Here is a 12,568-nt window from a genome sequence, read left to right on the forward strand (position 1 = left end):
GTTGCTGATAATCTGTTGACTTCAGTCTGACACCACAAGCACCCACACGAATTGCTTGATTCAGTTGTTAAAGAGCGGTGGGTTAAGACCTTTCGTCTCAACCGAGGCACGCATTCTACAGCGTCCTCTGTATCTGTCAAGCGGTTATTTCAAGAAGTTTTCAAAGTTTCCTTTGCAACTTCAACCACTTGCGCTGCGATCAACTCTTGAGTTGCTCATCAGCGGAGGCGAATTCTACAGCGTTACAACCGCGTGTCAAACTCTTTTTTCTCACCGCTGTCGATCACTCTAGACCCGACCTGCTTCCTCGCTGACTCCTCACTCCAAACCCTTGCAATCTATTGATCTACAAGGCTTTTTCGTCTCCGTCTGCGCCGGAAGTGGGGCGAATTATAGACACCTCACAGAGGGCGTCAACCGTTAATTTTAAAATCGCCGAAATTGACCGTTTCGTGATTACCTATATAGAAGAGCACGCACACCTTGCGCAATATATTGCCCATTCATTGATTATTCCGCATCATGCGCCATTACCTGTGCCCGGATCACACCCAGGATGTACATCTGAAATGTCTGAGAAATCCCGCAACATAGCCTCTGCCCTGTTCCCTCTGGGACTGCTGATGATCGCCATGATCTCCATTCAAAGCGGCGCGTCGCTGGCAAAGAGTCTTTTCCCTGTCGTGGGCGCGCAAGGCACCACAACACTCAGGCTGGTATTCGCCAGCCTTATCCTGGTTGCCGTCCTGCGCCCGTGGCGGGCGAATCTGACTGCAAAGTCGTTACGCACTGTGGTGATCTACGGCGTTGCGCTGGGCTGCATGAACCTTCTCTTCTATATGTCGTTGCAGACAGTACCCCTGGGAATTGCAGTAGCCCTTGAGTTCACCGGTCCGCTGGCGGTGGCTTTGCTGTCCTCCCGCAAGCCCATCGATTTTCTCTGGGTGACTCTGGCAGTCATTGGCTTGCTGCTGTTGATCCCTCTGGGGACCTCATCTGCCGCAATTGATCTGCTCGGTGCCGGCTACGCCTTGGGCGCCGGTGTGTGCTGGGCCGCGTACATCGTGTTCGGTCACAAGGCCGGCGCCGACAACGGTGTGCAGACAGCAGCGCTCGGCGTCGTGATTGCCGCGCTCTTTATAGGGCCGATAGGCGTGATACACGCAGGCTCTGCGTTACTGGATATTTCACTGATACCCGCAGCATTGGGTGTCGCCATCCTCTCGACTGCCCTGCCCTATAGCCTGGAGATGATTGCCCTGACGCGCATGTCGGCGCGTACATTTGGCACACTGGCAAGCCTGGAACCCGTCTTCGCTGCGCTTTCAGGCCTGATGTTTCTTCATGAAAGCCTTTCACTGACTCAATGGCTGGCGATCGGCGCAATCATCTTCGCGTCCATCGGTGCAACCCTTGGCTCGGCAAACAGCAAACCTCAACTGGTGCCGGCCGACTGAACTTACCACGCAGCAAGAAGCCATATGGCACTAGCATTTGTAACGCGCATGCGCCATGTTTGTACCTGACCGATTTATCTTCGGTGGCTATGCGTTACAGTTCAAAAGACTCATGGTCCAGTCAATCGGATGGATCGCGATCAGCAATGGCCCGCTAAGGAAAGGAATGAAATACATTTTTGTCGTATTGGCCATACTGGCTGTGGCAGGTTGTGCAGCCACGTCCAAACCCGTCACGCAAAGCAAGCGAGGCATCCACATCAACTGCTCAGGCCTCACATCGTCCTGGGCAAAATGCTACGAACTGGCTACCAACTCCTGCGCGTCGAGGACTTTCAAGGTGATCGCGAAGTCCGGCGATGCCACCGAGGAGCCCGAAGACTATCCGTTCGGCCTGAACCCGGCGGGCTACACCAGCCGCAGCATGATCATCGTGTGCAGGAAAGCTGCACCTCTGGCCGATCCGTCGCCGCAGGACTAAGCCCGCGGCAACGCAGAGCCTTGATCAGACGGGGATCGTGCGGGCCTGCAGCCACAACAGCGCAGTGCCCTGCAGCAGTGGGCTCAACCGCTTCAGAACCTGCACATGGTAGTCGTTCAGCCAGGCGCGCTCTTCTGCGTTCAACATCGACACCTCAAGGCAACGGGTGTCGATCGGACACAGCGTAAGGGTTTCAAAGCGCAGAAACTCGCCGAACTCGGTTTTGCCGGCTTCCTGATTGATCACCAGGTTTTCGATACGCACCCCCCAGCGTCCAGGACGGTACGTACCCGGCTCGATGGACGTGATCATGCCCGGCAGCATGGCCGTCTGCGGCGTTGCCGGCGCCTGATAGGCAATGACCTGCGGCCCCTCGTGCACATTCAGGAAATACCCCACACCATGCCCGGTGCCGTGGCCGTAATTGACACCCTCACTCCAGATAGGCGCTCGGGCAATTGCGTCCAGCAGCGGCGACAGAATGCCCTTGGGAAAATGAGCACGCGACAGCGCGATCACACCCTTGAGGACGCGCGTACAGTCCTGCTTCTGTTCGGCACTCGGTGTTCCGATCGCCACCATGCGCGTGATGTCGGTGGTACCGCCAAGGTACTGGCCGCCCGAATCGATCAGCAGCAGCCCATCACCTTCTATCCGCGCATGCTCCGCCTCGGTCGCGCGGTAATGTGGCATCGCGCCATTGGCGTTGAAGCCTGCAATGGTGGCAAAGCTCGGCGAGACATAGCCCGGACGCCGCTCGCGTGCCTGCGTGAGCTTTTCATCAATGGTCAGTTCGCTTACAGGCTCTCGCCCCAGCGCACTGTCCAGCCAGGCGAAGAACTCGCAAAGCGCTGCGCCGTCCTGCTCCATTGCCTGACGGATGTGGGCCGTATCGGCTTCGGTTTTTTGCGACTTCAGTAACGTGCTCGGGTTAAGCCCTTCAACTAGCGTGACTTCACTGTCCAGGTAATCGAGCAGCCCGCAGGTAACCCGGGCCGGATCGACCAGCAGTCGCGCGTCCTTCGGCAGCTCGCGCAAGGCGGCGCCAATCTGCGTGTACTCCATGAGGTTGATGCCGTCGCGCTCCAGGCGCGCACTTACCGGGTCCGGCACTTTCTTCGAGTCCACGAACAGCGTGACGCTTTGCGGACCGATCAAGGCAAATGCGATGAACACCGGATTGTAGGAAACGTCTGCGCCACGCAGATTGAACAGCCAGGCGATGTCGTCCAGCGTTGCAATGAAGTGCCAGTCAGCCTTTCGCTCGGCGATGATCTGACGAACCCGCGCAAGTTTTGCGCTACGGTCCAGTGACGCCTGGGGAGGCAAATGCTCGTAAATCGGGTGAGACGGCAACGCGGGGCGGTCCTGCCACAGCTCGGTGAGCAGGTCGATGTCGGTTCGCAGCCGCGCGCCACGTTCATAGAGCTTGCTTGCCAGGGTTCGCGAAGAAGCAACGGCGAGAACCGCCCCATCAACGGCCACCACGCTCTCGGCCTTGGCCTCGTCTGCCAGCCATTCGAGCGGACCTTGCTGGCCGGGCACCAGTTTCACCAGCTCGATGCCACTGCCGGCCAGCTCTTTGGTGGCCTGTTCCCAGTAGCGGCTGTCAGCCCATATGCCGGCAAAATCCTGCGTGATGATCAGTGTACCGACCGAGCCGTGAAAACCCGACAGCCACTGGCGCCCCTGCCAATAGCCGGGCAGGTATTCGGAGAGGTGCGGATCCGCTGACGGCACCAGATAGGCATCGATGCGCTCCCTGCTCATCAAGGCGCGGGTTTGCGCCAAACGTTCTGCCACGTCTGAACTGGCATTGGATTGCGTGCTCATTGACTCTCCTGCTGACCCGGAAATTGACTGCTTTCATTGGTTCAGATAATGGAGCACTCACCGAGCCTGAGCAACCGCCCAGAACGCTGGCTCAATCAAAGAGGCGCGAATCAAGTCAGCTGCGCGCGCTATGTCCTGCTCGCGAGTGAAGCGCCCCAGACTCAGGCGTATGGTCTGGCTGGCGGCCTGCGGGCTCAGTCCCAGGGCGAGCAGGACATGCGACGGCAGGTTTTTCGCCGAGTTGCAGGCGGAGGTGGACGAAAAGGCGAGGCTCTCACCCAGCGCGGCGACGTCCAGATCGTTATGGGTAAAAGTAAAACTGAGTGTGTGGGCAATCCGCTGCGTGGGACTGCCGTTTATACACACGCCGGGGATCTCGGCCAGGCGATCACAAAGAAGATCGCTCAAGCGCTGTATTTCAACCGCCTCCTCTTCAAGCACTTCTGCCGCCAGGGCAAAAGCCGCGCCCATTCCGGCGATCTGATGCGTCGCCAGCGTCCCGGAGCGCAGGCCGCATTCGTGCCCTCCCCCGTGAATCTGGGCGAGAACACGCTGCTGCGCACGCGGGCCGACATACAAGGCGCCAATGCCTTTGGGCCCGTAGATCTTGTGTGCCGAGAGCGACATCAAATCCACCGCGAGCTGGCTGAGGTCGATCGGCAGCTTGCCAGCGCCCTGTGCAGCGTCGACATGCAGCAGCGCCCCGTGCCCACGTACGCGCCTGCCGATTTCGGCGATGTCGTTGACGGTACCCAGCTCGTTATTGACCAGCATCAGCGAGACCAGAAAGGTATCGTCACGCAAGGCTGCACTGACTGCATCGGCACTGATCAGACCCTCGCTGTCCGGCGCCAGCCAGGTGACATCGACGCCCTGTTCCTCAAGTTGACGAGCAGTGTCGAGGGTAGCCTTGTGCTCGATCAGGCTGGTGATGATATGACCAGGTCTGCCTCCGGCGGCGGCTTGCCGCTTGGCACGTTCCTGAGCCACCCCCTTGAGTGCCAGATTGCTGGACTCGGTCGCGCCGGAAGTCCAGATGATCTGCGAGGCTTGCGCACCCACCAGATGCGCAACCTGCTCACGGGCAAGTTCCACTGCAAGGCGGGCCTTTTGGCCAAACGAATGGGAGCTGGAGGCAGGGTTGCCGAAGTTGCCCGACGCCCCCAGGCAATCGACCATCACCCTGATGACACGCTCGTCCACAGGCGTAGTGGCAGCGGAATCAAAATACAGCACTGGCTCGTTCATGCGCGTTCCTCGTTCACAGACCATGAAGAGGATCATGCACGAAATCAAATAGAACCAAAAATTATCAATTAGAATTTATATAGACAAAAATAGAATATATAAAAAGGTACTGTCGTAAAAAATCTGTTTATCTCTTGACGTCTGAGAGAAGCGGTCGGTTGTGTCATTAAATACACATCGGCGGATGATATTTTTTTGACATACATATAAATCAGTACGTTAGATTCACTACCCTACCATTTATCAAAAATCTAACAGAAACCTGACGAAATAATTTGACAGATACCCTGCCGCCACCGATATATAGGACCGTCAGGCACATTCCGGTTTTACGCACATGCCGCAGAGCATGGCGTCGGAATAATCAGCCGAAGTTGACTGTTGTTCCGTCTCACTCTGTCAGTTATTTCCACGGCGCTTATCAGGCGCTGGCGGATGTCTGTTGACTCTCACTTCCTTTTTAAAATGCTGAATGCGTTCGGTGTGGCGGTAGCGTTGCCTGTTGCAATGCGACCCACTCGACGCTTACGCGTTGATTCTGTGTAAGCAATGCCCTGACTGGATCGACACGATTCGGCGGTAGCGTGCCCGGCAATCAACGTACCTCTGCGACAGATGCCCGGTCACCCGCTTGGCAACGCGCTGATTCAAAGAAACATGGAGGCTTCGATGATTAACGTGACCAAGACGTATCTGGGTGATATCGACCAGTTCAAACGCTACGTCGAAGGCATCTACGCACGTGGCTGGCTGACCAATCACGGTCCGCTGGCCAGGGAACTGACGGATCGACTCAAGGACTACCTGGGTGTCAGGCACATTATTCTGACCAACAACGGCACCCTGGCTCTGCAAGTGGCCTATCGGGCTCTCGGCCTGAGTGGCAGCGCAGTGACCACGCCATTCAGTTTTGTCGCGACCAGCAGCTCGCTGCAGTGGGAAGGTATCCGGCCCATCTTTGCCGATATCGATGCTCACACCTGGAACATCTCGCCCAAACACATCGAAAACAGTATTGCCGAAGACACCACTGCGATCGTCGCCACCCACGTGTTTGGCAATCCTTGTGACGTGCAAGCCATTGAGCACATAGCCCGCGAGCACAAGCTCAAGGTCGTCTATGACGGCGCACACGCATTCGCCGTGCGTCACGCCGGCCAGTCGGTGCTCAATCATGGCGATATCAGCACCCTGAGTTTTCACGCCACCAAACTGTTTCACACCATTGAAGGTGGCGCGATCATCACCAACGATGACGAACTGGCCAGACAGGCCCATCTGATGTGCAACTTCGGCATTTCCGGCGTCGACCGGATCGATGGGATCGGCATTAACGCCAAGCTCAACGAGTTCTCCGCCGCCATGGGGCTGTGCGTTCTCGACAATATCGACAGCATTCTCGAACAGCGCGTAGAGATAGCCGATCACTACACCTCATCGCTGCAAGACTATCTGGATCTGCAGACACCCCAAGCCGACAGCCAGTTGAATCACAGCTATTACCCTGTGGCCCTGCGCGACGAGCAACAACTGTTGAGCGTGCGCACAGCACTCAACCAGCACAAGATCAACCCCCGCCGCTACTTCTACCCCTCGCTGGACACCCTTGAATATCTGCAGCCTCAACCCGGCCAGCCGGTCTCCAGAGCGTTGAGCGAACGAGTGCTGTGCCTGCCGATCTATCCAGGCCTGCTGAGAAGCGAGCAGGACCTGGTGATCCGCACCCTGATCGAAGCCTGCACTGTGACTGAAGCTGACTACCGGGCTTGCACCGTTGCGCGGGTCTGCTGACGATCATGCCAGGCAAACATTCCCTCATCCGCAACACCCTTCTGAATTACGGCGGGCAGGCTTATGTGCTGCTGATCGGCATTCTGATCATGCCGTTCTATCTGGGCCACCTGGGTGCCGAAGCGTACGGCCTGATCGGTTTCTTCACCCTGCTGCAAGCCTGGCTGCAATTGCTGGATGCCGGTCTGTCGCCCAGCCTGGTGCGTGCCGTGGCGCACGGGCGAGACACTCCTGCAAGCAAACACTATCTGGGCCGTCTGTTGCGCTCGTTCGAACTGATCTTTCTGCCGATGGCCATGTTCAGCGCCCTGCTGATCTGTGTCGCCAGCCCCTGGATCGCTGCGCACTGGCTGAACGCGAACACGTTACAACCTGACACGCTGACGCATTGCATCACCTTGATGGGCATCATCATTGCCCTGCGTCTGTATTCGACACTGTACAAAAGCGGCATTCAGGGCCTTGAACAACATGGCTGGCTCAACGCCGCCAATGTGTCGATCGCCACGTTGCGCTACTTCGGCGGCCTGGTGCTGGTCAGTCAGTTTTCCCGGGACCCGCAGGACTTCTTTGAATTTCAACTGGCGGTGGGGCTGATCGAAACCCTGCTGTTTGCTGGCAAGGCCCGCGGGCAGATGCCTGCGCCACATTGGCTGACCGGCCTGGACTGGCCATTGATCAAGCCGCTGCTGCCCTTTGCCGCCAGCCTGTCGCTGAGCGCTGTGCTGTGGATTGTGCTGACCCAGGTGGACAAGGCACTTCTGTCGAATCTGTTGCCGCTGGACCAGTACGGCTACTTCTCACTGGTGGCGTTGATCGCCACCGGCATCGTGATGCTGACCAACCCGCTGGTTCAGACGCTGCTGCCGCGCCTGACCGTGTTGATGGCCGAGGGGCGGCGCGACGAGATGCACGCCTTGTTTCTGGCCGCCAATCGTCTCGCCTGTACCTTTCTGTTCCCGCTGGCTGCGGTCATTACCCTGTATGCAGAGCCATTGATCCTCGCCTGGACCGGCGATCCGGTCGCTGCACGCTGGAGTCGTCCGGTGCTGGGCTGGTATGCACTGGGCAGCGCCATAATGGCCGCCAGTGCCTTTCAGTTCTATTTGCAATACACCTACGGCCGGATGCATTTGCACCTGTGGTACAGCCTGATTTCGACGCTGGTCAGCGTGCCGGTGATGATTCTGGCGATCCATTACCAAGGCGTGTACGGCGCGGCGTTGGCGTGGTTTTTTCTGCGTGCGACGTCCTTCGCGATATGGCCAGTCATCGTGCATCGACATCTGGCGCCCGGTCTTCACCGCCAGTGGTTGAGCGACATCCTGCGTATCAGCGCGATGACCGCCGCAGGCCTGGTGGTCAGCGCCCCCGTCTTCAATCTGATTGCCGGTGAAAGCCGTGCCAGCCTGCTTCTGGCACTCGCACTCAGCGGCCTTGTCACGCTGACGCTGGTGGCGGCGAGTCACAGGCCGCTGGCATCGAAACTCTATGTTCTGTTCAGTAAACCGAGTACTTGAGCCATGGACGACACTGTAAAAAATACCGACGAAACCTGTCTGGCACCGCCGCTGCTGAGCATCATATGCCCTGCCTACAACCAGGAGGCCTTCATCGCTCAGGCGCTGGACGGGCTTTTGGCACAGCAGACCGATTTCAGGTACGAAATCCTGATCAACGACGACGCCTCCACAGACGCCACCGCGCGCATCATTGCGCACTACGCCGAGCGGCATCCGACGATCATTCGGGCCTTCTATCAGCAGGTCAATCAGTACAGTCAGGGCAGAGCGTGCGTCCCGGGCCTGTTTGGCGATGCACGCGGTCGCTACATCGCCTACTGCGAAGCCGACGACTATTGGACCGATCCGCGAAAGCTGCAGCAGCAAGTGGACTTTCTCGAAGCTCATGCGGATTACGTCATCACCTATCACGACGCGTTCGTCTTCGATGAGCACGGCCAGTATGGCGTGCAGTTGCAAGGCCATCTGCGCGCCGATGCCTCGGCACTGGAGTTGCAACAGGCAAGACGCCTGTCGACCCTGACCGTCTGCTTTCGCAATGTGTTCAGCCAGATGCCACCCGAATTGAGCCTGTGCAGCGCGCCGTTGAACGATATGTGCTGGTGGTCGTTGCTGGGGGCCTACGGCAAGGGCAAGTTCATGGCCGGGATCAAGCCGGCCGCCTATCGGATGCACCCTGGAGGGGTGTTCTCGATGCGCAGTGACAAACGCAAGTTGCATATGAACCTGCAGACCTGCTCAAGCCTGGCCAACTATTACAACCGCCTCGGCAATCAGCCGCTGTACCAGTATTTCCTGATGCAGACGGTGTGCCTGTCGCTGGCGGCACTCGCCCCCCGCCACAAGTTGCAGACGCTGTGCAAAGTGGCAGGCAACGTGATCGGCAACCTGGCCAGGCGCCTGTTGCCAGCCACCGGCAAAGCTCATGTTCAGTAGTGTGCTGGTGGTGTGCGTGGGCAACGTCTGCCGCAGCCCGATGGCCGTCGCGATGCTGCATCAACGCCTGAAAGCCACACAGGTACGTATTCAGTCGGCAGGCATCGCTGCGTTATCGGGTTCGTCGATCGACCCGACAGCACATGCGGTTCTGCAGTCGCACCGGGTTCAACCTCAGCGGCATGCCGCTCGCCAGATGAGTCGCGAGCTGCTGCGCCAGGCCGACCTGATCCTGCTGATGGAGCAGGCGCATTTTTCCGACGTCCTCGACCTTGCCCCCGAAGTGCGCGGCAAAGCCTTTCTGATCGGTAAATGGCAGGACCCGCTCGACATCACCGACCCTTACCGACGACCCGCGTCGGCCTTCGAACAGACCTACGCGCAGCTCTCACGCTGCATTGACGACTGGCTTCCCCATTTTCAGTCAGGAGCAACAGGATAAATGACCGCCATGAACCATCCTTCCCTGAATTTCCAACCGGACTCCCGGATTGATCTGGCAACAGTCCTGCGCATGCTGTTCGATCACAAAGCCCTGATCCTGTGGACCGTCGGCGTGTTTTTTCTGATCGGCCTGGGCTATGCCATTCTGGCCACGCCGGTGTATCAGGCCACCGCCATGATTCAGATAGAGCCCCGGAAAATCGGCATCGAGGGCACGCCGGAGGTCAGTGCCAAGCCACTCTCGGTGTCGCAGGCGACCACCGAGATCGAGCTGATCAAGTCCCGCGCACTGCTGGGCAAGGTCGTCGACGATCTGCAGCTCAATAGGCTCCAGACACCTGATTTGTTTCCCGTGATCGGTCCTTATCTGTATCGCACCTTCAAGCCTGCACGCGAAGGTGAACTGGCGCAGCCTTTGTTCGGCCTGACCCACTACGCGTGGGGCGGCGAAAAAATAGAGGTGTTCCAACTGGAAGTGCCGGAGCACCTGCTGGGTGAAAAACTCACCCTGACCGCAGGCAAACCCGGCCAGTTCTCGCTCTACGATAGCGAACACACTCTGCTGCTCGGTGGTGCGATCAATCGCGTGGTCGAAGGCCACGGCATCAAGATTCAGGTCGCTACGCTGCAGGCCCGGCCCGGTACCGACTTCACTGTCTCCAGACAGCGCACACTCAGCACCGCGCTGATCTATCAGAACCGCCTGAAGATCGCCGAGGCCGGCAGGGACTCGGGCATCATCTATCTGTCGATCGAGGACCAGGACGCACAAAGGGCCAACCGGATTCTCGATGAGGTCAGCCATCTGTACGTACGTCAGAACGTCGAGCGCAGTTCGGCTGAAGCCGCCCAGCGGCTGCAGTTCCTGCGCTCGCAGTTACCGGCCGTGCGCAAGCAGCTCGAGGAATCGGAAACCGCACTGAATACCTTCCAGACCAGCGCCCGATCGGTGGACCTGAGTATCGAAACCAAGGGGGTGCTTGACCAGGTGGTCAGTCTCGACTCGATGCTGTCTGAGCTGAAACTCAAACGCGTCGAACTGGAACGGCTGTATACCCGTGAGCACCCGACCTATCGCAGTCTGATGAGCCAGATAAACCAGCTGGAACAACAGCGCCAGGGCCTGCTGAAAAAAATCGACGCGCTGCCCATGACCCAGCAGGAGTTGTTGCGTCTGACCCGCGATATGCAGGTCATCAGCCAGACCTACACGCTGATGCTCAACAAAAGCCAGGAGCAGGACATTCTGCGCGCCGGCAACATCGGCAACGTACGGGTCATTGACAACGCCGACACCAATGTCGAAAGGCCCGTGAAACCGATGAAGACACTGATTGTGCTGATCGCCACGCTGCTCGGCGCGCTGGTCGCGATGACCATGGTTTTCGTGCGCCAGGCGTTCTACCGCGGCGTCGAAAGCGCCGAGATCATCGAAAATCTGGGTATGCCGGTCTACGCGTCGCTGCCTCACTCTCGTCAACAGGAGCATCTGGACAAGCGCGACCATGCCGGCAAGGAGTCGAAGTTGCTGAGCATCGCGGCGCCCGCCGAGCTGGCGATTGAATCATTGCGCAGCCTGCGCACAAGCCTGCACTTCGCCATGCTTGAAGCACGCAACAACGTGCTGATGATATCCAGCCCGACACCGGGTGCCGGCAAATCGTTTGTATCGAGCAATCTGGCGACCATCATTGCCCAGACCGGCAAACGGGTCCTGCTGATCGATGCCGACATGCGCAAAGGCTATCTGCATCGCCTCTTCGGGCTACAACCCAAACACGGGCTGTCCGACACACTGGCGGCGCGGTTGCGTTGTACCGAGGTCATCAACACCACCCGTGTCCGGCATCTGGATTTCATCTCCTGTGGTTTCGCCGCGCCCAACCCCTCGGAACTGCTGATGCATGACAACTTCCACAAGATGCTTGCCGAACTGTCGCCGCTGTATGACCTGATTCTGATCGACACCCCGCCCATTCTGGCCGTGACCGACGCGACGCTGGTGGGCCGTCAGGCGGGCACTTGCCTGCTGGTGGCGCGCTTTGGCATGACCACCGTCCAGGAAATCGAAGCCAGCAAACGCCGTCTGGGTCAGAACGGAATCCTGATCAAGGGCGCCATTTTCAACGCGGTGGTGCGCAAGGCCACAACGTCCGACTACGACTGCGCCGCCTACGGCTACAACTACCACCCCGCGCCCCGATAGAAGGGACGCTGCCTGCCGCCGACCGAGCTGTTTCATTTAAAAGGAATTAACCATGTCCCACTCCGAACAGGATGTCCGCTGGTACCTGATCCAGACCAAACCACGGCAGGAAGCTCGCGCCGAAGAGCATTTGCGGCGTCAGCAGTTCGAGTGCTATCGACCGTTACAGGCCGATGCAAAAAAAACCGGTACCAGGGTTCAGGCCGGCGAGCCCTTGTTCCCCGGCTATCTGTTCATTCACATGGATCAGGTACAAGACAACTGGTACCCGATTCGCTCCACCCGCGGCGTCTCGCGCATCGTGACCTTCGGTGGTCATCCGGTGCCGGTTCGGGATCATCTGATCGAGCAGATCCGCCAACGACTGGCCACGCCCGCACCGAAAACTCAGTTTGCCCAAGGCGACGCGGTGCTGATCACGCATGCCAGTTGGGGTGACGTCGAGGCCATTTTTCTGAGCAAAGACGGCACGCAGCGGGCGGTTATTCTGCTCAATATGTTGCAGCGCCAGCAAAAAGTGGTGCTTCCCATCAGCAGCCTGTCGCGAATCGAAGCCCGCGCCTAGCACTGGAATCCGCAGAAACCTGCCGCACGACGTGTGCCTGAAAACATGTGTCGCATGCCTACTCCACCAGCCTCGGAACCACAC

The 12,568-nt window shown here is 58.5% G+C and carries 10 protein-coding genes; 8 read left to right on the forward strand and 2 right to left on the reverse strand.

Translation table 11 applies throughout. The features are described from left to right. Positions 1–569 precede the first annotated feature (569 nt). Positions 570–1,457: a threonine/homoserine exporter RhtA gene (gene rhtA, locus KBY02_RS19390; RefSeq protein ID WP_003407592.1), complete on the forward strand. Its 888-nt coding sequence runs from the start codon at positions 570–572 to the stop codon at positions 1,455–1,457. Between the two features lie 166 nt (positions 1,458–1,623). Continuing rightward, on the forward strand, positions 1,624–1,938 hold the full coding sequence (locus KBY02_RS19395; RefSeq protein ID WP_003315720.1) for a hypothetical protein: 315 nt from the start codon (positions 1,624–1,626) through the stop codon (positions 1,936–1,938). 24 nt (positions 1,939–1,962) lie between these two features. On the opposite strand, the gene KBY02_RS19400 is transcribed toward KBY02_RS19395, so the two are convergent. Both KBY02_RS19400 and KBY02_RS19405 read right to left on the reverse strand, forming a co-directional pair. Next, complete coding sequence (locus KBY02_RS19400) at positions 1,963–3,771, reverse strand: aminopeptidase P family protein (RefSeq protein WP_096126629.1); 1,809 nt, start codon at positions 3,769–3,771, stop codon at positions 1,963–1,965. A gap of 57 nt (positions 3,772–3,828) precedes the next feature. Beyond that, positions 3,829–5,019 (reverse strand): cysteine desulfurase family protein, encoded by a 1,191-nt coding sequence (locus KBY02_RS19405; protein WP_225650691.1) that lies wholly within the window; start codon positions 5,017–5,019, stop codon positions 3,829–3,831. 669 nt (positions 5,020–5,688) lie between these two features. On the opposite strand from KBY02_RS19405, the gene KBY02_RS19410 reads away from it, so the two are divergent. From KBY02_RS19410 to rfaH, 6 genes are read left to right on the forward strand one after another with little or no spacing between them, the layout of a single operon-like run. Next, on the forward strand, positions 5,689–6,810 hold the full coding sequence (locus tag KBY02_RS19410) for a DegT/DnrJ/EryC1/StrS family aminotransferase (protein WP_129450770.1): 1,122 nt from the start codon (positions 5,689–5,691) through the stop codon (positions 6,808–6,810). A gap of 5 nt (positions 6,811–6,815) precedes the next feature. Then, complete coding sequence (locus KBY02_RS19415) at positions 6,816–8,330, forward strand: lipopolysaccharide biosynthesis protein (protein ID WP_032626483.1); 1,515 nt, start codon at positions 6,816–6,818, stop codon at positions 8,328–8,330. Between the two features lie 3 nt (positions 8,331–8,333). Further along, positions 8,334–9,269 (forward strand): glycosyltransferase family 2 protein, encoded by a 936-nt coding sequence (locus KBY02_RS19420; RefSeq protein WP_024638417.1) that lies wholly within the window; start codon positions 8,334–8,336, stop codon positions 9,267–9,269. After that, positions 9,259–9,711, forward strand: coding sequence for a low molecular weight protein-tyrosine-phosphatase (locus KBY02_RS19425; protein WP_011268288.1), 453 nt, complete (start codon positions 9,259–9,261; stop codon positions 9,709–9,711). The genes KBY02_RS19420 and KBY02_RS19425 overlap by 11 nt, the downstream gene beginning before the upstream one ends. Further along, positions 9,712–11,919 carry a polysaccharide biosynthesis tyrosine autokinase gene (locus KBY02_RS19430; protein WP_024642980.1) on the forward strand — a complete coding sequence of 736 codons (2,208 nt, stop codon included), beginning with the start codon at positions 9,712–9,714 and terminating at the stop codon, positions 11,917–11,919. A 52-nt stretch (positions 11,920–11,971) separates the two neighbouring features. Next, positions 11,972–12,484, forward strand: coding sequence for a transcription/translation regulatory transformer protein RfaH (rfaH, locus tag KBY02_RS19435; RefSeq protein WP_024642981.1), 513 nt, complete (start codon positions 11,972–11,974; stop codon positions 12,482–12,484). The last annotated feature ends 84 nt before the right edge of the window (positions 12,485–12,568 follow it).

The organism is Pseudomonas sp. P129 (genome assembly GCF_020312195.1).
GTDB lineage: Bacteria > Pseudomonadota > Gammaproteobacteria > Pseudomonadales > Pseudomonadaceae > Aquipseudomonas > Aquipseudomonas fragariae.

Excerpts from the sequence above, each read along its gene's own strand:
- rhtA (WP_003407592.1), top strand. The coding sequence starts at position 570 with ATGTCTGAGAAATCCCGCAACATAGCCTCTGCCCTGTTCCCTCTGGGA.
- KBY02_RS19395 (WP_003315720.1), top strand. The coding sequence starts at position 1,624 with ATGAAATACATTTTTGTCGTATTGGCCATACTGGCTGTGGCAGGTTGT.
- KBY02_RS19400 (WP_096126629.1), bottom strand. The coding sequence starts at position 3,771 with ATGAGCACGCAATCCAATGCCAGTTCAGACGTGGCAGAACGTTTGGCG.
- KBY02_RS19405 (WP_225650691.1), bottom strand. The coding sequence starts at position 5,019 with ATGAACGAGCCAGTGCTGTATTTTGATTCCGCTGCCACTACGCCTGTG.
- KBY02_RS19410 (WP_129450770.1), top strand. The coding sequence starts at position 5,689 with ATGATTAACGTGACCAAGACGTATCTGGGTGATATCGACCAGTTCAAA.
- KBY02_RS19415 (WP_032626483.1), top strand. The coding sequence starts at position 6,816 with ATGCCAGGCAAACATTCCCTCATCCGCAACACCCTTCTGAATTACGGC.
- KBY02_RS19420 (WP_024638417.1), top strand. The coding sequence starts at position 8,334 with ATGGACGACACTGTAAAAAATACCGACGAAACCTGTCTGGCACCGCCG.
- KBY02_RS19425 (WP_011268288.1), top strand. The coding sequence starts at position 9,259 with ATGTTCAGTAGTGTGCTGGTGGTGTGCGTGGGCAACGTCTGCCGCAGC.
- KBY02_RS19430 (WP_024642980.1), top strand. The coding sequence starts at position 9,712 with ATGACCGCCATGAACCATCCTTCCCTGAATTTCCAACCGGACTCCCGG.
- rfaH (WP_024642981.1), top strand. The coding sequence starts at position 11,972 with ATGTCCCACTCCGAACAGGATGTCCGCTGGTACCTGATCCAGACCAAA.